Below are 18,560 nucleotides of genomic sequence, written 5' to 3' on the forward strand. Positions count from 1 at the left end.
CATACTTTGGATGAAGAGGCCGGCGTGCGCGCTAGGCGGACCAAGGCCCCGAGAGTATAGTCCGCCGCGACATCAAGGAAAAACGAGGTGCCGAACACCTCGCGAGATCTGGGAGCGGATCAATCATAAACATCTAAGGGAGAAAATCCGATGTCGCTGACTCGCCGTCAAGCGCTGGCGTCCGCCGCTGGCGCGCTTGCAAGCACGCTCGCCACGCCCGCCATCGCCGCGAAAGAACCGATCCGGATCGGTTATCTTCCAGCGCTCACCGGGCCGTCATCTTCCACCGGGATCGGAATCGGTCGCGGGACCGAGCTTGCGGTGAAAGAGATCAACGCGGCCGGCGGCATCGACGGGCGCCAGATCGAATTGATCGTCCGCGACACCCAGAGCGAGCCGACCAAGGCCGTCAACGGCGCCGCCGAGCTCGCGCATGGCGAAAAGGTGAGCGTCGTTCTCGGCCCGCTCAATTCCGGCGAATCGCTCGCAGTCGTGCCCTTGCTTGCACGCGCCAACATGGTGCAAGTGCATCCCTGCTGGGTCGACAGCCTCACCGACCCCAAGAAATATCCGATGTGCTTCCGAAATGCGCCGACCAACCAGCAGATCGGCGCCGCCGCCAATCGCTACGTGTTGGAGGTGCTCAAGAAGAAGAAGGTCGCCGTCATTTCCGACACCAGCGGCTATGGCACCGCTTCGGTGAATGCCTATGTGCCGATGCTCAGGGCCAAGGGCGCGGACGTCGTCTATCAAGGCAATGTCGACGCCGCCAATCCGGATCTGACGCCGGAAATCCTGCGCATGCGCAACGCCGGCGCGGAAGCGATCATGCCCTGGAGCGTCAATCCCGGCTTCCTGTCGCGCATCATCAATACGCGCGGGCAGATGAATTGGGACGTGCCGATCGTCGGCCAGACCACGCTCGGCTCCGGCCAGACCTCCGCTTTGCTGGAAAAGCCGGAATATTGGGCCAAGGTCTATCCCAACAATTTCCGCCCGGTCTGCTTCGACGCCGCCGGCAAGCTCACCGAGCGCACGAGCGGCTTCATTGACCGCTTGAAGAAAGCAAAGGTCGAGTTCAGCGACACGCTGTTGTGGTGGGTCGCGGTCGGCTATGACTCGCCGTATTTGATCGCCCAAGCGATGAAGAGCGTCGGCACCGAACCGGCGAAGGTGGTGGGCTATCTCAACGGGCTCAAGCATTTCGCCGGCGTTTACGGCGATATCTCGTTTACGCCCGAGCAACATAACGGCTATCCCGACGACGAAGTCGTGATGGTCGAGGCCAATTCGCTGAAGAACGGCGCGTTCAAGCTCGCGCCGGGATATGGGTCTTAGCTTGATTGAATCGGTTCGCCCGCGATGGGCTCACCTCTCATAGGAGAGGTGAGCCTGCTGGATACCGCAACAACTCGAACTGTTCTTGACAGGCTCCCGTCTGGGAGGCGCCAGCGGGGCGCCTGTCAACCTGGCCAGTGCCGGTCATCACACGTCATACGCAAGACGGAGGCCTATCCTGTCCGCCCCAATCAAAATCGGCAACGTCACGATTCACCGCATCATCGAGCAGGAGGGTCCGTTCTTCGTCGCGTCGCAATTTTTCCCGACCATCACGAAAGAGCTTCTCGACGAGAACCGAAGCTGGCTCCAGCCCCGATTCCTGGACGACCAGGACAGGCTGATGCTCTGCATCCAGAGCTACATCGTGAAGACGCCGCACCACACGATCATGATCGACAGCTGCGTCGGCAACCACAAGCCGCGGCCAACGCGTCCGTTCTGGAACATGATGAACTCCGATCGCTACGAGAAGAATCTCGCGGCGTGCGGCTGCAGCGTCAACGACATCGATTTTGTCATGTGCACGCATTTGCACACCGACCACGTCGGATGGAATACCCGGCTCGAGAACGGCCGCTGGGTGCCGACCTTCCCGAAGGCGCGTTACGTGTTCGCCGACCGCGAACTGGCTTACTGGACCAAACGCCAAAACGATGACCCGGCAGCATGTCCATGGATCACTGATTCCGTGCTGCCTATTGTGGCCGCCAATCGCGCCGATATCGTCAAGAGCGCGCACGCTTTCAACGATCTCGTGACGCTGATCCCGACGCCCGGCCACACCATCGACCACTATTCGGTGCACGTCGGCACGCAAGGCGCCGATGCCGTCATTACCGGCGACATGATTCACTCGCCGCTGCAGGCCCGGTATCCGGAGCTCGGCATGATGGCGGACTACGATTCCGCGTTGGCCGGAAAGTCGAGGCGGGAATTATTCGGCCGCTTCTGCGATACGTCCACGCTGATGTGCACGGCACACTTTCCGTCGCCGTCGACCGCTCGCGTGGTGCGCCGGCAGGATGCGTTCGACTTCATCGATGCGTAGGTCAAACGTGTGGACGGGAGGGTGGGCAGAGCGACTGCGTCCGCCGTAGCTCCCAAGAGCGAAGGCGGAAGCGTGCCCATCATTCCTGTTCCGGTCCTGGATTGGTGGGCACGGCGTAAGCGCGCCTTTGCCCACCCTACAAGCGACCGAGACACCTCATCCCATCATCGCGTCCGCGATCTTCTCGGCCGACATCAGCGTCGGAAAATTGGTGTTGGCGCAGGGCACGACCGGGAAGATCGAGGCGTCGACGACGCGCAGGCCCTGCACGCCCTTGACGCGCCCCTGCGTATCGACGACCGCCATCGGATCGTCGGGCCGGCCCATGCGGCAGGAGCAGGAGGCGTGCCAGACGCCGATCGTCGCCTTGCGTACGAAGGCTTCCAGCGCTTCGTCGTCGTTCATCACCTGATCGAAGGTGAACCCTTCGACGACGAAATTATCGATCATGAAGTGGCGCAGCGCCGCCGGCCCATCCATCATCGCCGCTGCGATCGAGGTGAGGATCTTGTTCCTGGTGTTGACCACGCCGATCTTGCGCACGCGGTCGGTGTAGGAGGCCGGGAACGGCTTGTCGGTCACGGCTTTTAAGGGCGCGCTCATCTGCAGGCCCGCCATCTTGCGGAAGCCGCTCATCAGCCGCTCGAGGTCGCGTCGGTCGGACAACAGGTTGAACTCAACGATCGGCTCGGCGAAGGGATCGCGCGAGGCGAGCTTGACCTCGCCGGTCTCCGAATGGGTCTTGTAGACGGCGGTGAGCAGCGAGCCGATCCGCTCGCCGACCGCATGCCACGCCGACTTGGTCATGGCGGCGACGAACATGTCGCCCTTCGGCGTGCCGGGCAGGCCGGAGGAATAGCGCATCCCCATCTGAATGTGGCGGCGGGTGTGGTCGTTCATGCGCGCGCCGCGGCGGACAAAGGACGACAGCGAGATCGAGGGATGATCCATCAGCCGCTGGCCGACGCCTTCGAGGGCCGCCACCACGGGTATCCCCAGGTCTTTCAAGTGACCGACCGGGCCGATGCCGGCGCGCAGCAGATGCGCGGGCGAATGGATCGCGCCGCAGCACAGGATGACCTCGCGGCCGCGGAATTCTTGCTGCTTCCCGTCGACGATCGCCTTAATGCCGACGCAGCGCGTACCCTCGAACAGCAATTCCCCGACCTGCGTCCCGGTCGAGATCGTAAGGTTCTGGCGCTTGCGCGTCTCGCGGTCGAGATACCCCATCGCGGCCGAGACGCGCTGCTCGGACTGATTGGAATGCGTGATCGGAAAGTAGCCGTCGACGAACTCGCCATTCTGGTCGGGCACGAAATTGATGCCCGCGAGCTCGCAGGCCTTGGCGACGGCGTGCGAATGCCCCGTCCAGTGCTCGCGCGGGATGCGGCGGACGGGAATGCGGCCGTCCTTGCCATGATACGGCCCGTCGAAATCGAGGTCGCGCTCGACTTTCCTGAAGAACGGCAGCACATCCTTCCAGCCCCAACCGGCTGCACCTCGCGCTTCCCATTCGTCGTAGTCGGTCGGCGCGCCGCGGTTGGCGAGCTGGCCATTGATCGAAGAGCCGCCGCCGAGCACGCGCGCCTGCTCGTATTTGCGCAAGGGAGGGCGCACCTGCGGGTTGTTGTGGCTGACGATCTGGGTCGTGACCTTCAATTCGGTCCAGTGGAAGCGCGGGTCGAAATAGGCGGTGCCTGAATAGCTGTCGCGGATTTCGGCCGGCTCCTCGCCCGGCGGCGTGTCCTGCCCGGCTTCGCAGACGAGGATCTTGTTTGTGCTTTTGGCGGAGAGGCGATGGGCAAGGACCGATCCGGCGGAGCCGCCGCCGACGATGATGTAGTCGTACACTTCTGTGTTTCCTCTTGTTTTTTCTTGTTTGAGGACGTTAGCGCACAGCCGGCATCGCGTCACGCGGGCAAAAAAGCATCATATTTCACTGCCAGCATGCCGGCTTCGTCCTTGACGGGTGTCACCCATCATGAAAATCGCGATTATTGGAATCGGCAATGTCGGCAGCGCGCTCGCTCGCGGGCTTGCGAAGACCTCGCATCGGCTTGTGCTTGGGGTGCGCGATCCCAGTGATGCCGCCGCAAAGACCCTGGCTGCCGAAGTCAAGGCGGAATTGGCAACTCCGGCGGAGGGAGCCAAATCCGCCGAGCTGATCATCCTGGCGCTGCCCTGGGACGCTGCGGAGGCTGCCGTGAAAGCGCTCGGCGACCTCTCCGGCAAGACCGTCATCGATTGCATCAATCCGTTGGCGATGATCGGCGGGTCGCTTGCCCTCACCCTGGGCCACACCACAAGCGCCGGGGAGACCATCGCGGGCTGGCTGCCTGGCGCGTATGTGGTCAAGACCCTCAATCAGGTCGGTGCGGAGATCATGGCCGACAATGCCGGCATCTCACCAAGGCCCGTGATGTTCATGGCGGGCGATCATGCCGAGGCAAAGGCCAAAGTCGCAACCGTACTGGCGGATCTGGGCTTCGAGCCGCTCGATGCCGGAGACATCACCAAGGCCCGTCTGCTCGAGCCGTACGGAATGGTCTGGATCAACCAGGCGATGTTTCGCGGCAAAGGGCGGAACTGGGCCTTCGCTGCCGTGGAGCGGACATGAGCGGCGCGGCGTACGCCGCCGCTCAGCCCAGCACGAACGAGCGCATCGAGATCGATCCCATGTCGATACCGACGTTGAAGAAGCTCAGCTCGTCCTTGTCGTCGGCGACGGCTGAGGGAAACAGCACCGGCAGATAGTGCTCCAGCGTCGGATGCGCCAGCGGCAGCGTCCGCGCCAGCGACAGCGGCTTTGCCAGCGCGCCGAAATCACGATTGCCGATCGCCTGCGCCGCGCGGGCGTCGAAATCCTCGGCCCAATCGTAGGCGTGGCTGGCGCCGCGCACCAGCGCCATCAGATTGTGGACGATGTTGCCGCTGCCGACGATGAGCACGCCCTTCTCGCGCAAGGGCTTCAGCTCCTGTGCCAGCGCAAAATGCTCCGATGGCGGCTTGGCGAGATCGAGCGAAAGCTGAAACACCGGAATGTCGGCTTTCGGGAACATCTTGATCAGCACACTCCAGGCGCCGTGATCGAGCCCCCATTCGGTGTCGCCCTTGAGATGGCTGGAGCGCACCAACTCGATCGTGGCCTGCGCGACGTCGGGCGCGCCTGGCGCCGGATATTGCGCGTCGAACAGCGCTTGCGGAAACCCGCCGAAATCATGGATCGTCTGCGGGCGGGGACCGATATGCACCAGCGTCGTGCCGCGGGTCATCCAGTGCGCGGAGACGCAGAGGATCGCCGAAGGCGTCGGCAGCGTATCGCCGAGCCTCTTCCATTCCCGGCTATAGGCGTTGTCCGTGATCGCGTTCATCGGGCTGCCATGACCGACGAACAGCGCCGGCAGTCGGGGCGTCGACGGCAGGTCCTTGAACGCCTCGCTGGCGCTGGTGGGCGTGATCGCGGCGCCGCCCGCTGTCACTGCCGCCGCCAGTCCAACGCCGTCCTGCATCAATTCGCGTCGTGACATGAATCCCGATCCGATCTTCACTCAATTCTCCGCCGCTTCCGCTCGGAGGTGCAAAATCCCATATCCAAATGGGCCTGCCAAGCGCTGCGCGCAAGCGTCAAAAGGTGCAGAATGGCATGGCGGGCGCGGCCCGTCGTATCCGAAAAGCAGCACCATGGAGCAGAACCATGAAACTATCGGGCAAGGTCGCCGCCATCACCGGCGCGGCACGCGGGATCGGCCGGGCTTGCGCGGAACGCTTCCTCAAGGATGGCGTGAAGGTCGTCATCTCCGACGTCGACGGCGAGGCTCTGGCCAGCACGGTCAAGGAGCTCGGGCACGCGAGCAATCTGCGCGCCGTGGCTTGCGACGTCGCGCGGCGCGCCGACGTCGACCGGCTCGTGGCCGCCGCGCGTGACGCCTTCGGCCGGCTCGACATCATGGTCAACAATGCCGGCGTCGCACGCAATCAGGACCTGCTCGACATCACCGAGAAGGACTTTGACGACGTCATCGCCATCAACCTCAGGGGCGCGTTCTTCGGCGTGCAGGCTGCGGCGAAACAGATGATCGCGCAGGGCGGCGGCGGGGTCATCATCAACATGTCCTCGGTCAATGCCTTACTTGCGATCCCGACGCTTGCGACCTATGCCATCTCCAAGGGCGGCATGAAGCAGCTCACCTCGGTTGCCGCCGTGGCGCTCGCTCCGCACAACATTCGCGTGGTCGCGGTCGGACCCGGCACGATCCTGACCGACATGGTGGCGTCCGCGATCTTCTCTTCGGATGAGGCGCGCCGCACGGTCATGTCGCGCACGCCGATCGGGCGCGGCGGCGAGCCGAGCGAAGTCGCCGCCGTCGTCGCCTTCCTCGCTGGCGACGATGCGTCCTACGTCACCGGGCAGACGATTTATCCTGACGGCGGCCGGCTGGTGCTGAATTATACCGTGCCGGTGAAGTAGCGGAGGCTCACACCCCCGCAGGCCGGATCGCCTCCTGAATCGCGCGCGACGCATCGAGCAAAATCTCGGCGACCTCGGCCTCGCGGCGGGGGCCGAGCCGCGTGCGAACCGCCGATAACGTGATCGCCGCCACCGGGCGATGGTCCGGTGTCTTGACCCAGGTCGAGATCGACTTCGTTCCCTGCACCAGGCCGATCTCGCGCAGATTGTAGCCGCGGCGGCGCGCGGCGGCGATTTGCGCCAACACGGCCGGTGCCTCGGTGCGATAAGCCGCAAGCCGCGCTTCATTGGCGGCGACGATCCTTCTCGCCTCCGCGGCCGGCATCGCCGCGAGGATGGCTACGCCTGCGCTGGATACTCCGAGCGGACGCCGCGCGCCGACCTCGATCGAGAGCACCTGGATCGGGAATGAGCCGATGCGGCGGTCGACGCACAGCGTGTCGTTGCCGGTGCGCACGGTGAGAAACAGGGTATCGCCGACACGCTCCGACGTGTCCTTCAGAATGTCGTCCGCGGCCGCAAGCAGCGGCGAGCGCGATGGCCGCGCCAGCGCAAGCTCGAGCACCTGGCCACCGATCGCGTAGCGCCCGGTCTTGCCGTGCCGCTCGACGATGCCTTCCTCGATCAGGGCATGCACGATCCGGTGCACGGTCGGCCGCGTCAATCCGGTGGCCTGCACGACGTCGGACAACGGCAAACCCGCCTCGCGCCCCGAGGCCAGGATGCGCAATACCGCGAGCGCGCGCCGGATCGCTTGCGCGCCTCTACGCGGTTCCGTCGTTAACGCACCAGCCCTGCCATTGTCCACCATGTGGACATGATCGGCACAATTCGGTCGACAGGTAAAGCCCGGAGTCGAAATGATGGCCAAGGCCCGGCGCGCGCCAACGCGCCGCCCCACAACAGATCAGGTGGACAATGATCCGCCAGCCGAAAGTTTCGGGAGGATTTTGATGAGATGGCTCGCAGCCGCCTTGATCGCCGTCGCTTTTGCCGGTGCGGCAGTGGCCGCTGAGCCCTATCCGTCCCGCAACGTCCGCCTGATCGTGCCCTATCCGCCCGGCGGCAATGTCGACAGCGCGGCGCGCATCATCGCCGAGAAATTGCAGCAGAAGCTGGGTCAGCCCTTCATCATCGAGAACAAGGCCGGCGCCGGCGGCATGATCGCGGGCGAAGCCTTCGCCAAATCGGAGAAGGACGGCTACACCCTGTTCGTCGGCGCCAATGGCCCGGTGCTGTTCGCGCCCCTGATCAACCGGCGCGACGCCTATCAATGGAAGCGCGACTTCATTCCGATCACGTCGATCTCGATGACGCCGCTCGTGCTGGAAGTGAATCCGTCCGTTCAGGCCAGGACCGCAAAAGAGCTTTTCGAATTGGCCCGCCGCGAGCCCGGCAAGCTGACAATGGCCTCTCCCGGCGCGGGTACGACCAACCATCTCCTGAGCGAACTCGCGCAATCCACGCTTGGCCTGAAATGGATCACCGTGCACTATCGCGGCAATGCGCCGGCAACGAATGACCTGATCGGCGGACAGGTGCAATTCGCCTTCGACCAGGTCTCGGTTGCCCTGCCTTATATCAAGAACAACATGATCCGCGCGCTCGCGGTCACCAGTCCGCACCGGCTCGCCTCGCTGCCGGATGTGCCGACCCTCGCCGAGCTCGGCTACAGGGATTTTGAAGAGCAGACCTTCACCGGCCTGTTCGCGCCAGCGGGCACCCCGAGCGAGATCGTCGCAAGGCTGCACGACACGATGGCCGAGATTTTGAAAGACCCGTCTGTCGTGGACAAGTTCGACAAGCTCGGCGCCGAGGCGGTGACGATGACGCCGGCCGACTTTACGACCTATCTGGGGCACGAGGACGCGAAATGGACCCCAGTGGTTCGCGCCGCGAATATCAAGGCCGATTGAACGGTTGGCGCAGCTGACGAGGTGACGGCCAACATGCGGATCGATCCATCTGATCATGGTGCCGAACAGATCTACCGGTTGATGACCGGAATCGTGGTGCCGCGCCCGATCGCCTGGGTGACGAGCCTGTCGGCGACGGGCGTGCTCAATCTCGCACCCTTCTCGGCCTTCACCTTCGTCTCGCAGAAGCCGCCGCTGCTCGCGATCAGCGTCGGCCGCAAGGGCGGCGTCTTCAAGGACACCGCGCACAATATCCTGGCGATCGAAGAATACGTGATCCACATCGCCGACACGCCGCTGATGGAAGTTTTGCACGAAAGCTCGGCCGAGCATCCGCCCGAGGTGAGCGAGGTCGAGGCGCTTGAGCTCGAAACGCTGCCGAGCGAACGCATCAAGGTACCGCGGCTCGCATCGCCGCCGGTCGCCATGGAATGCCGCTTCCGGCAATGCCTCGAATTCGGCGAGCTCCGCAGCCGCCTGATTGTCGGTGAAGTCGTGATGGTTCATGTCCGCGACGGCCTCGTGAATAACGGCAAGGTCGAAACATCCGCACTCGATCCGATCGCCCGCATCGGCGGCCCGCGCTATGCGCGGCTCGGCGAGATCGTCACGCTGAAGAGCGTATTTCAGACCCCGAAATCGACCGAGTGAACAGCCAAGAGGAATCGCATCATGACCGGCAACGCGCGGCGCAAGAGCATCCACATCGGCGGCTTCAAGCACGCCAATCCGATTCCGAACGCCAGCCGCATCGGCAATCTCGTCATGAGCGGCGTCATCCTCGGCCGCGATGAAGCCGGCAACATGCCCGTGAGTCTCGAAGCGCAATGCGCCAACATGTTCGCGCACATGAAGGCGACCGTCGAAGCCGCCGGCGGCACCACGGACGACATCATCAAAATGACGGTCTGGCTCAAGGACCGCTCGCAGCGCGCGCCGCTGAACGTCGAATGGGTGAAGATGTTTCCCGACGAGCATTCGCGCCCGGCGCGTCATTCCTTGCAGAGCGACATGGAAGGCGGCGCGCTGGTGCAATGCGATTTCACCGCCGTGATTGACTGAAAGGGATCTTGGCTGTGCCGACCTATCTTCCGTTCGATCCGAATCCGCAGCGCCCGTCAAGGCTTCCGCCGCCCAAAACCGTGGACAGCCAGTTTCACGTGCTGGGTCCGCTCGAGAAATATCCGGTGCGTCCGGGCGCGGCCTATCAGATGCCGACCGCGACCTGGGAGGCGGCGCTCAAGATGCACAAGGCGCTCGGGATCGAGCGCGGCATCATTGTGCAGACCACGACCTACGGCGCCGACCACAGCGTGGTGCTCGACGGCCTTGCCATGATGGGCCCTGACTATCGCGGCTGCGCCAATGCACTGGTGTTCGCCGAAGCCGACGACGCTTATCTCGCCAGGCTGCACGACGCCGGCGTGCGCGGCGCGCGCTTCTCCTTTCGCCAGGAGTTGGGGGCGGTGCTGTCGGACAAGGATTTCGCCCGCGCGATCGCGCGTATCCGTGAGCTCGGCTGGTACGCAAAAATCCAGCCGGAGAAGGACGGCATCATCTCCAGCGTTGAGAAATACGCTTCGCTCGACGTCCCCGTGCTGATCGACCACATGGCGCGGCCTGACCCAACCGCCGGCAGGAACGATCCGAACCTGAAGACGATGCTGGACCTGCTCGCGAAGGGTAATTTCTGGGTGATGCTTTCGCTCGGCGAGAAGACGTCGAAGGCCGGTCCGCCCTGGGACGACGTCATTCCAATCGCGCGAGCCTACATCGAGGCCGCGCCCGGCCGCTGCGTCTGGGCCAGCGACTGGCCGCACCCGGTGTCGGTCAAGCAGCCGCCTAACGACGCCGATCTCATCGAGCTGATGTATCGCTATGCGCCGGACGAGGCGACGCTGCACAAGATCCTGGTCGAGAATCCGGCGAAGCTGTTCGGCTTTCCGGATTGAGCCGCAAATTGCCCCCGCGCCGGTCGCCGCTACTTTTTGGTGGGCGGCGCAGCCTGCACGGCAGGTGCCGCGGCGGCCAGGAGATCGGCGCGCTTGCCGTTCAGCGGCGGGTAGATGCGCTAGCGATTGATGGTCTGCTTGGTCTGCTTGGCCGCCGCCCCCGGTCGTGCGCACCTTGCGATCCCAGCCCTCGGTATAGAGAGCGCCCCAGGCGCCGAGATCGAGCACCGTGACGTACCAGTCGAATGCAGCGGCAGCATCGGCTCGCCGAGCAAATCCGCGACCACATTGTGGAGCGCTAGCACCAGCCGATCATAGGCCACTGTCTCGCGACGGCCGCCGCTCACAACGGTGACCTGCCGCGCGGCGGGATCGATGGCTTCGACCTCGGCGCCCCTGTGGCTCACGCCAACGGGGTCAAGCAGCTTTGTCAATGGGATCGCGGCCTCGCGGAGATCGACTTCGTAATTGCGGACACGGATGTTGTGATAGGGATTGCGGTCGACGACGACGATCTCGATGTCCGTCGCCCGCGCGCCGATCTCCTCGCGCTTCCGGGCGGCGCCGATCGCGACCCATAGCCCCGCAAAGCCCGCTCCGAGGACAAGAATGCGCGCCATGTTTGCTCCGCCGGCATCATTGAAAAGCGGAGAAACATAGCAGGCCGCCGCGAGCGAGGTCCAACAAAGAGAGCGCGACGAGCTTCAGACTGAAGCACCATCGCGCCCTGACCTCGCACACACTGCGAGCTGCGCCGGCCGAAGCCGGCGGCAAATCGCTATTCCGCCGGCTCGGCCACCAACGTGATCTGCGACACCAGCTCCTTGCCCCTGGTTTCGGGGCTAAAGAGCAGCGTGACCACGAACACGATCGCGGCAGCCGTCGTCGAGATCAGCATGGGAATCGTGAAGCCCGCCGGCTGACCGGCCGCGAAGTAGGTAAGCACCGGACCGGTGAAGCCGGCCCAGATCGCGCCCTGATGATAACAGAAGCCCGACGCCGTCGCCCGCACCTCGGTCGGGAAGCGTTCGCTCAGGTAAGCCGGATTCTGTCCATAGATCGCGCCGAGGAAGGCGCCCTGCAGGATGAAGGCGCCAGCCACCACTGCGTAGGAGTCGAACATCAGATAGAACGGCGTCACCAGCGCGCCGATCGCCGCCGGGATGATCATCGCCCATCGGCGCCCGAGCACGTCGGCGACATAGCCCCAGAAGCCGGACGCCAGGAACGCGATCAGGTTGGCCATCGCGATCGGCATCGCGACCATGCCGGCGCTCAGATGCAGATCCTTCTGCAGGTGGGTCGCAAACATGCCGTAGACGGAGTAGTAGATGATGAAGCCGCTTGCCATCCACAGGCACGCCATAATCGTGTTGGGCAGGATGCGCAGGCGGAAGATGTCGAGCAGCGGCGCCTTGAATTCGTGATGCTGCTCGCGCTGAATGCGGCGGTTCTCCACCCAGACCGCCGGTTCCTTGACGTAGAAGCGGATCCACACCACGGCAAGTGCGGGCAGCACACCGAGGATCAACAGACCGCGCCAGCCGATGCGATCATAGAGCAGCCCGTAGGCCAGGCTCGACGCCAGGAAGCCGATACTCCAGGATCCTTGTAGCACGCCACTCATCAGACCGCGCGAGCGCGCCGGCCAGGATTCCATGGCGAGCGCCGCACCGGCGGGCCACTCCGCGCCCATGCCAATGCCAAGCAGCGCGCGGAACAGGAACAGCAGCCAGAAGGTCGGCGCGATGCCGGCCAGCAAGTTGCAGATCGAGTACCACAGGATCGAGATCATCAACGGCGCCTTGCGGCCGATGCGATCGGCGAGCCAGCCGCTTCCGACCGCGCCCACCAGCCGCAGCCATAGCGTGATGGTGAAGACGGCGGTCACTTCGATCAGCGGCACGTGGAAGGTTTGCGAGATCGGCACCATGATCAGGAGGAAGATCGTGAAGTCGAATGCATCGAGCGTCCAGCCGAGCCAGGCGGCGATCCATGCGATCCACTGGTCCTTGGTAGGCTCTTTCCACCACGGCACCTGGCCGGGTACATCAGCCGTCATCGTCATACGCTTCCTCCCTCGTGATTTACGTCAACTTGCTCTCCGTGGCTTCCCTGCGCGGCTGTGGTCGCCGTCTGAGCAGGACTGTTTGGACGGCCGAAGCCGCCGGGTCGAAAGTTTCAGTGGTCAGTCTTCAGAAAACGAAATGTCGTATTTGCTGCTGCACCGCACTATCGGCGACTCCCGCAGCTGATCTCTGTCATTTGTTCGTGAGCAGTATGTCGCTGCGGCAATCCGCTGACAAGCGCGATCGGCGCGCCTTGGTTCCTTTCCGGCCAAACGCTGCCCATCCTTTAGGCTTACTGCGCTGCCCACGCCCGCGCTGCAGCGCCATCCCGGCAAGCATCGATGTCGCAATCTGGACGGCCGCTGCTCCGTGGACGCCGTACCGCGACGCAGCAGACTACGCGCCCGCTACCGCGACGCCGCCAACCAGTTCGCCGAACGACGCGAAGAACTGCGCGGCGAGTTTCTTCGCCGTGGAGTCGATCAGCCGTCCCCCGAGCTGCGCGAGCTTCCCGCCGATCTGGGCGTCGACTGCGTATGAGAGGATCGTCACTTCGGCGCTCTCTTCGCTGAGCTTCACCGTGGCGCCACCCCTGGCGAAGCCGGCGATGCCGCCGCTTCCCTCGCCCGCGATGCGATAGGAATTGGGCGGATCGAGATCGGAGAGCGTGACCTTGCCGCCGAACGCCGCCTTCACGGGACCGATCTTGAGCATGACGGTCGCCGTCATCTCGTTCGGTGTTGACATTTCAAGGGACTGACAGCCGGGAATGCATTGCTTCAGGATGTCCGGATTGTTGAGGGCCGCCCAGACCTGTTCCTTCGAGGCCAGGATGCGCTGGCTGTCACTCATCTGCATGGCTGTCTTTAACTCCGTGCTGTGGGTTTCGTGCTGCGTTGTCCGCGTCGCCGCTCGATGGTGATCTCGGCGAGGATCGACATCGCGATCTCTTCCGGCGTGATGGCGCCGAGATCGAGCCCGGCCGGCGCCTTGACGCGGTCGATCGCAGCCGTGTCGACGCCGTCGGCCGCGAGTTTCGCCCGCAAGGACGCCATCTTGCGGCGGCTACCGACAAAGGCGTGATAGGCGGCGTCGATCGCAAGCGCCTCTCTCAGCGCGGCCTCGTCGCCCTTGCCTTGCGTCGACACCACGACAAACCGGCGGGCTGGATGCAGCTCGCCAAGGGAAAACGAGTCGATCAGCATGTCGACTTCTGGCGCTGCAACGAAGTCCGACGCGGGCGCGGCCAGCGTCACGTGATAGCCGAGGGGGCGCGCCTGCGCGGCCAGCGACAGCGCCACCGGGCTTGCGCCCAGAATGATCAGCGACGGATGCGGCAGAACCGGTTCGACGAAAATATCCATCGTGCCTTTGCTCGGGCATAGATTGCTGGCGAAACCTACGCCTTCGCGCGTCTCGCCCGGCTTGACGCCGAGCTCTGCCAGGAGATTTTCCGGCTGCACGGAGACCATACGCGGCTCGCCGTCGGCGAGCGCCTCGCGCGCCGCCTTCAACACCGCACCTTTGGCGCAGCCGCCGCCAATCCAGCCCGCAGCAATGGTGCCGTCGGGACGGATGATCGCCTTGGCGCCGGCCTTTGCCGCCGTCACCGACACGGTGCGCACCACGGTCGCGAGCACAAAGGCCTGTTCGGCGGCCTTCATCCGCGCCACCAGATCCATCACCTCGACATGAGCTGTCATGTCACAACCTCGCGAGATACGGTTCGAGCGCGGAGAGCGACTTCAGCGTGTTGGCCGGTGCATAGAGATCGACATGAGGTAGCGCGGCCTTGATGCCGCGCGCCTCCGGCGCATAGCCCTCCCAGCCCGCCATCGGGTTGAGCCAGACGATGCGGCGGCAGCGCTTCGCGAGCGCGGCCATTTCTCGACCGAGTAACTCGGCATCTCCCGTCTCGTAACCGTCGGAGACGATTATCACGGCCGAGCGCGAATGGATCACGCGCGCGGCATGCCAGCGGTTGAAGGTTTGCAGGCTCTCCCCGATTTTCGTTCCGCCGCCGGCGCCCTGCGCCAGCAGCGACAGGCGATCGAGCGCGCGGGCGGCGTCCTTTTCCTTCATCGCATCGGAAACATGCGCGAGCCGCGTGTGGAACAGGAACGCATCGGCCTCGCGAAACGCGTCGAGCACACCATGGATGAATCGCAGGAACACGCTGGTGTATAGGCTCATCGAGCCCGACGCATCGAGGAGAACAATGAGACGAAGCGGCTTGTCCTTGCGCTGACGCTTCACGAGGCTGATCGGCACGCCGCCATGGCTGATGTTGTGATGGATGGTCCGGCGCAGATCGAGGCGACGGCCGCGGCGGTGGGCAAGATCGCGCCGCGTCAGCCGCGTGCGCATGATTTTCGCAAGCTGCGCCGCGGCCGCATGCGCCTGCGCTATTTGCTCGGGATCGGCGAGCTTGCGGAAATCGACCTCGGCCAGGTTTTCGGCCCGCGAGGCGCCTTCCATGCGCCCCTCGCCGCCGCGCGATGCCGGCGCGTCGGCGGCGGAGGGCACCTGGTCGGTTGCGGATTGTGTGCCGCTCTGTTGCGTACCGTCCTGAATGCTTTTGAGGGAAGGATTGTTCGCTGATTTCGCCGAGCCCAACGCAAACGATCGCGAGCGCACGCGCTTTCCCAGCCAGAAGGCGTCAAAGATCCCGTCGAACCTTTCCCAGTCGGACCTCCGCGCCGAGAACAGATGCTTGAACGCCGAGCGGAGCAGGCCCGGCTTGGCGGCATAGCCCGACGTCATCAGCGACGCCGCGTCCTGCCCCTCCGCAAGACCAACGGCAAATCCATTGTCGCGCAGCGTGCGCAGGAACGCGGCAAGCTTGCCCGAGACGAGGCGCGAGACCTCATCGATCTCATCGAAGGCGGGCGTGGTGCCGCAGCAGCTCATGCGACCTTCCCCAGGATGCGCTCCGCCACCTCGCGCGTGACGCGGACCTTGTCCTCCTGCGTCTTGACGAGGCACATCAGCGTCTCGTGCACGATCTCGCGCGCATCATGCAGGTCGCGCACGTCGAGACCGACCAGCGCAGCCGCCCAGTCCAGCGTCTCGGCGACACCAGGCACTTTGCGCAGCTCCTCTTTGCGGATGCTCTCGACCATTCGCGCAATCTGCAGCGACAGCGAGGCGCTGGCGCCGTCGATCCGCGCCATGATGATGCGCGCCTCGCGCTCGACATCGGGATAATCGACATAGTGGTAGAGGCAGCGGCGGCGCAGCGCGTCGGACAATTCGCGGGTGCTGTTCGAGGTCAGCACCACATGCGGGATCGAAATCGCCTTGATGGTGCCAAGCTCGGGGATCGAGACCTGGAAGTCGGAGAGAAGCTCCAGCAGAAACGCCTCGAACTCGTCGTCGGCGCGATCGATCTCGTCGATCAGGAGCACCGGTGGCTCGTCGCGACGGATCGCGGCGAGAAGCGGTCGCTCCAGGAGATATTTTTCGGAGAAGATCTGGTCCTCGATGGAATCGGCGTCGCCGCGATGCGCCTGGATCGCCAGCAATTGCCGCTGGTAGTTCCACTCGTAGAGCGCCGAGGACTGGTCCAGCCCCTCATAGCATTGCAGGCGGATCAGCTCGGTCGCATGCACCGCGGCCAGCGCTTTGGCTACCTCGGTCTTGCCGACGCCCGCCTCGCCCTCCAGGAGCAGCGGGCGCCGCAATCGCTGCATCAGCGAGATCGCGGTGGCGAGTTCGCCGTCTGCGATGTAGCCAGATTTCGCTAGCGCTTCCGCGATCTCCTCGCGATTTTTCATGCTCAACATGTCTCCTCGTCATTGCGAGGAGCGAAGCGACGAAGCAATCCAGACTGTTCGTGCGGCTCTGGATTGCTTCGCTTCGCTCGCAATGACGGACCCACTAAGCGACGGCTCCGAGTTGCTTCGCCGCCTTCCAGTTGCGCCAATAATCATGCGGCATCTGGATGTGCGTCGAGCCCAGGAACGAGAAGGCGTCGTTGACGGCGTTGGAGAACGCCGGCACGCCGCCGACATTCGGGCTTTCGCCGACACCCTTGGCGCCGATCGGATGATGCGGCGAAGGCGTGACCGTAAAGTCGGTCTCCCAATGCGGCGTCTCGACCGCGGTCGGCATGAAGAAATCCATGAACGAGCCGGTCACGACGTTGCCGGCCTCGTCGTAGCGGATCTCCTGGCCCATCGCGATGGCGAACGCCTCGGTGAGGCCGCCATGCACCTGGCCCTCGATGATCATCGGGTTGATGCGCGTGCCGCAATCATCGAGCGCATAGAAGCGCCGGATCTTGTAGACCCCGGTGTCGACGTCGATGTCCATCACGCAGATATAGGCGCCGAAAGGATAGGTCATGTTGGGCGGATCGTAGTAGCTCACCGCTTCCAGCCCCGGCTCCATGCCGGGCGGCACCGAGTTATACGCCGCCCAGCAGATGTCCTTCATCGACATGAACTTCTCGGGCAGGCCCTTGACGCGGAAGCCGTCGATGTCCCATTCGAGATCGTCCTCATGGACCTCGAGCTTATAGGCCGCGATCATCTGCGCCTTCGCCTTGATCTTCCGCGCAGCCATGGCGATCGCGGCGCCGGCGACTGGCGTCGAGCGCGAACCGTAGGTGCCCAGCCCGTAGGGCGCGGTGTCGGTGTTGCCCTCCTCGACCTGGATGTTGTCGGCCGGGATGCCGATTTCGGTCGCGATGATCTGCGCCCAGGTGGTCTCATGCCCCTGGCCCTGGCTCTTGGTACCCATGCGCGCGATGCCCGCCCCGGTCGGATGCATGCGTATCTCGCAGGAGTCGAACATGGCGATCCCGAGGATGTCGCAATTCTTCGATGGTCCCGCGCCGACGATCTCGGTGAAGAAGGAGACGCCGAGCCCCATGATCTCGCGGGTCTCGCCGCGCTTGAACGCAGCGCGCTTTTCCGCCTGCTCTTTCCGGAGTGCAGCGTAGTTCGTGCTCTCCATCATCTTGCGCATGGCGGTGTGGTAGTCGCCGGAATCATATTCCCAGCCTAGCGCGGAATGATAGGGAAACTGCTCCGGCTTGACGAAGTTCTTCAGCCTGAGCTCGGCCGGATCCACGCCGAGCTTCTGCGCGAGGATATCCATCGCGCGCTCGATGCAATAGGCCGCCTCCGTGACGCGGAACGAGCAACGGTAGGCGACACCGCCCGGCGCCTTGTTGGAATAGACGCCGTCGACGGTGAGATGAGCCACCGGGAAGTCATAGGATCCGGTGACGATATTGAAGAAGCCGGCCGGCCATTTCGACGGATCGGCGCAGGCGTCGAAGGCGCCATGATCGGCGAGCACGTGGACGCGAAGTCCCGTGACCTTGCCGTCCTTGGTCGCGGCGATTTCGGTGGTCATGTGATAGTCGCGCGCGAACGAGGTCGCGGTCAGGTTCTCGATGCGGTCCTCGACCCACTTCACCGGTTTGCCGGTGACGATCGAAGCCACCGCGGCGCAGATATAACCGGGATAGGCGCCGACCTTGTTGCCGAAGCCGCCGCCGATATCGGGGGAGATCACATGGATCTTCTGCTCGGGTATTTTTGCGATCAGCGACACCACGGTGCGGATCACATGAGGCGCCTGGAAGGTGCCCCAGATCGTCAGTTCGCCCCTGATCTTGTCGAACGAGCAGACGCACTGGCAGGTCTCCAGCGGCGAGGGATGGGTGCGGTGATAGGAGATCATCTCCTTGATCGTGACTTCGGCCTTGCGGAACGCGGCGTCGGTCAGGTCCTTGTCGCCGACGGTCCACTCGAA

The 18,560-nt window shown here is 64.1% G+C and carries 18 protein-coding genes; 8 read left to right on the plus strand and 10 right to left on the minus strand.

The features are described from left to right. Positions 1-150: 150 nt before the first annotated feature. Together VKR55_RS17530 and VKR55_RS17535 are read left to right on the plus strand one after the other, a co-directional pair. A complete protein-coding gene (locus VKR55_RS17530) occupies positions 151-1,338 on the plus strand; it encodes an ABC transporter substrate-binding protein (protein ID WP_324405218.1) in 1,188 nt (395 codons plus the stop codon). Between the two features lie 178 nt (positions 1,339-1,516). Further along, complete coding sequence (locus tag VKR55_RS17535) at positions 1,517-2,389, plus strand: MBL fold metallo-hydrolase (protein ID WP_414642390.1); 873 nt, start codon at positions 1,517-1,519, stop codon at positions 2,387-2,389. Between the two features lie 156 nt (positions 2,390-2,545). Here the strand turns inward: VKR55_RS17535 and VKR55_RS17540 are convergent, their stop codons facing one another. Then, positions 2,546-4,240, minus strand: coding sequence for a GMC family oxidoreductase (locus VKR55_RS17540; RefSeq protein WP_324405219.1), 1,695 nt, complete (start codon positions 4,238-4,240; stop codon positions 2,546-2,548). Positions 4,241-4,370: 130 nt separating this feature from the next. On the opposite strand from VKR55_RS17540, the gene VKR55_RS17545 reads away from it, so the two are divergent. Continuing rightward, positions 4,371-5,006, plus strand: coding sequence for an NADPH-dependent F420 reductase (locus VKR55_RS17545; RefSeq protein ID WP_324405220.1), 636 nt, complete (start codon positions 4,371-4,373; stop codon positions 5,004-5,006). Positions 5,007-5,028: 22 nt separating this feature from the next. Here VKR55_RS17545 and ygiD read toward each other — a convergent pair whose 3' ends face one another. Further along, positions 5,029-5,916, minus strand: coding sequence for a 4,5-DOPA-extradiol-dioxygenase (gene ygiD / locus VKR55_RS17550; protein WP_324405221.1), 888 nt, complete (start codon positions 5,914-5,916; stop codon positions 5,029-5,031). A 167-nt stretch (positions 5,917-6,083) separates the two neighbouring features. On the opposite strand from ygiD, the gene VKR55_RS17555 reads away from it, so the two are divergent. Further along, entirely contained in the window at positions 6,084-6,857 is a 774-nt protein-coding gene (locus VKR55_RS17555) for an SDR family NAD(P)-dependent oxidoreductase (protein WP_324405223.1), read from the plus strand. Between the two features lie 7 nt (positions 6,858-6,864). Here VKR55_RS17555 and VKR55_RS17560 read toward each other — a convergent pair whose 3' ends face one another. Continuing rightward, positions 6,865-7,668, minus strand: coding sequence for an IclR family transcriptional regulator (locus VKR55_RS17560; RefSeq protein WP_324405225.1), 804 nt, complete (start codon positions 7,666-7,668; stop codon positions 6,865-6,867). 142 nt (positions 7,669-7,810) lie between these two features. Here VKR55_RS17560 and VKR55_RS17565 point away from each other — a divergent pair, with 142 nt between their 5' ends. From VKR55_RS17565 to VKR55_RS17580, 4 genes are read left to right on the plus strand one after another with little or no spacing between them, the layout of a single operon-like run. Beyond that, positions 7,811-8,773, plus strand: coding sequence for a Bug family tripartite tricarboxylate transporter substrate binding protein (locus VKR55_RS17565; protein WP_414642388.1), 963 nt, complete (start codon positions 7,811-7,813; stop codon positions 8,771-8,773). Positions 8,774-8,806: 33 nt separating this feature from the next. Beyond that, the gene (locus VKR55_RS17570; RefSeq protein WP_324405227.1) at positions 8,807-9,424 is read left to right on the plus strand and encodes a flavin reductase family protein; all 618 of its coding nucleotides are present in this window, start codon (positions 8,807-8,809) and stop codon (positions 9,422-9,424) included. A gap of 21 nt (positions 9,425-9,445) precedes the next feature. Then, positions 9,446-9,835: a RidA family protein gene (locus tag VKR55_RS17575; protein ID WP_324405229.1), complete on the plus strand. Its 390-nt coding sequence runs from the start codon at positions 9,446-9,448 to the stop codon at positions 9,833-9,835. Between the two features lie 14 nt (positions 9,836-9,849). Beyond that, on the plus strand, positions 9,850-10,725 hold the full coding sequence (locus VKR55_RS17580) for an amidohydrolase family protein (protein ID WP_324405230.1): 876 nt from the start codon (positions 9,850-9,852) through the stop codon (positions 10,723-10,725). A gap of 119 nt (positions 10,726-10,844) precedes the next feature. Here the strand turns inward: VKR55_RS17580 and VKR55_RS17585 are convergent, their stop codons facing one another. The 7 genes from VKR55_RS17585 to VKR55_RS17615 form a co-directional block, all read right to left on the minus strand. After that, a complete protein-coding gene (locus VKR55_RS17585) occupies positions 10,845-11,345 on the minus strand; it encodes an FAD-dependent oxidoreductase (protein ID WP_414642389.1) in 501 nt (166 codons plus the stop codon). A 158-nt stretch (positions 11,346-11,503) separates the two neighbouring features. Then, a complete protein-coding gene (locus tag VKR55_RS17590) occupies positions 11,504-12,793 on the minus strand; it encodes an MFS transporter (protein ID WP_324405231.1) in 1,290 nt (429 codons plus the stop codon). Positions 12,794-13,190: 397 nt separating this feature from the next. After that, complete coding sequence (locus tag VKR55_RS17595) at positions 13,191-13,652, minus strand: SRPBCC family protein (RefSeq protein ID WP_324405232.1); 462 nt, start codon at positions 13,650-13,652, stop codon at positions 13,191-13,193. A gap of 8 nt (positions 13,653-13,660) precedes the next feature. Further along, a complete protein-coding gene (locus VKR55_RS17600) occupies positions 13,661-14,497 on the minus strand; it encodes an XdhC family protein (protein ID WP_324405233.1) in 837 nt (278 codons plus the stop codon). Position 14,498: 1 nt separating this feature from the next. After that, positions 14,499-15,704 carry a vWA domain-containing protein gene (locus VKR55_RS17605; RefSeq protein WP_324405234.1) on the minus strand — a complete coding sequence of 402 codons (1,206 nt, stop codon included), beginning with the start codon at positions 15,702-15,704 and terminating at the stop codon, positions 14,499-14,501. Beyond that, positions 15,701-16,570 carry an AAA family ATPase gene (locus VKR55_RS17610; RefSeq protein ID WP_324405235.1) on the minus strand — a complete coding sequence of 290 codons (870 nt, stop codon included), beginning with the start codon at positions 16,568-16,570 and terminating at the stop codon, positions 15,701-15,703. The genes VKR55_RS17605 and VKR55_RS17610 overlap by 4 nt, the downstream gene beginning before the upstream one ends. A 103-nt stretch (positions 16,571-16,673) precedes the next feature. After that, the coding region (locus VKR55_RS17615) for an aerobic carbon-monoxide dehydrogenase large subunit (RefSeq protein ID WP_324405236.1) at positions 16,674-18,560 on the minus strand (1,887 nt) is incomplete at its 5' end.

Source organism: Bradyrhizobium sp. (genome assembly GCF_035309285.1).
Taxonomy (GTDB): domain Bacteria; phylum Pseudomonadota; class Alphaproteobacteria; order Rhizobiales; family Xanthobacteraceae; genus Bradyrhizobium.

Coding starts and splice junctions, on each gene's coding strand:
- VKR55_RS17530 (WP_324405218.1), top strand. CDS start 151: ATGTCGCTGACTCGCCGTCAAGCGCTGGCGTCCGCCGCTGGCGCGCTT.
- VKR55_RS17545 (WP_324405220.1), top strand. CDS start 4,371: ATGAAAATCGCGATTATTGGAATCGGCAATGTCGGCAGCGCGCTCGCT.
- ygiD (WP_324405221.1), bottom strand. CDS start 5,916: ATGTCACGACGCGAATTGATGCAGGACGGCGTTGGACTGGCGGCGGCA.
- VKR55_RS17555 (WP_324405223.1), top strand. CDS start 6,084: ATGAAACTATCGGGCAAGGTCGCCGCCATCACCGGCGCGGCACGCGGG.
- VKR55_RS17560 (WP_324405225.1), bottom strand. CDS start 7,668: ATGGTGGACAATGGCAGGGCTGGTGCGTTAACGACGGAACCGCGTAGA.
- VKR55_RS17565 (WP_414642388.1), top strand. CDS start 7,811: ATGAGATGGCTCGCAGCCGCCTTGATCGCCGTCGCTTTTGCCGGTGCG.
- VKR55_RS17570 (WP_324405227.1), top strand. CDS start 8,807: ATGCGGATCGATCCATCTGATCATGGTGCCGAACAGATCTACCGGTTG.
- VKR55_RS17575 (WP_324405229.1), top strand. CDS start 9,446: ATGACCGGCAACGCGCGGCGCAAGAGCATCCACATCGGCGGCTTCAAG.
- VKR55_RS17585 (WP_414642389.1), bottom strand. CDS start 11,345: ATGGCGCGCATTCTTGTCCTCGGAGCGGGCTTTGCGGGGCTATGGGTC.
- VKR55_RS17590 (WP_324405231.1), bottom strand. CDS start 12,793: ATGACGATGACGGCTGATGTACCCGGCCAGGTGCCGTGGTGGAAAGAG.
- VKR55_RS17595 (WP_324405232.1), bottom strand. CDS start 13,652: ATGCAGATGAGTGACAGCCAGCGCATCCTGGCCTCGAAGGAACAGGTC.
- VKR55_RS17600 (WP_324405233.1), bottom strand. CDS start 14,497: ATGACAGCTCATGTCGAGGTGATGGATCTGGTGGCGCGGATGAAGGCC.
- VKR55_RS17605 (WP_324405234.1), bottom strand. CDS start 15,704: ATGAGCTGCTGCGGCACCACGCCCGCCTTCGATGAGATCGATGAGGTC.
- VKR55_RS17610 (WP_324405235.1), bottom strand. CDS start 16,570: ATGAAAAATCGCGAGGAGATCGCGGAAGCGCTAGCGAAATCTGGCTAC.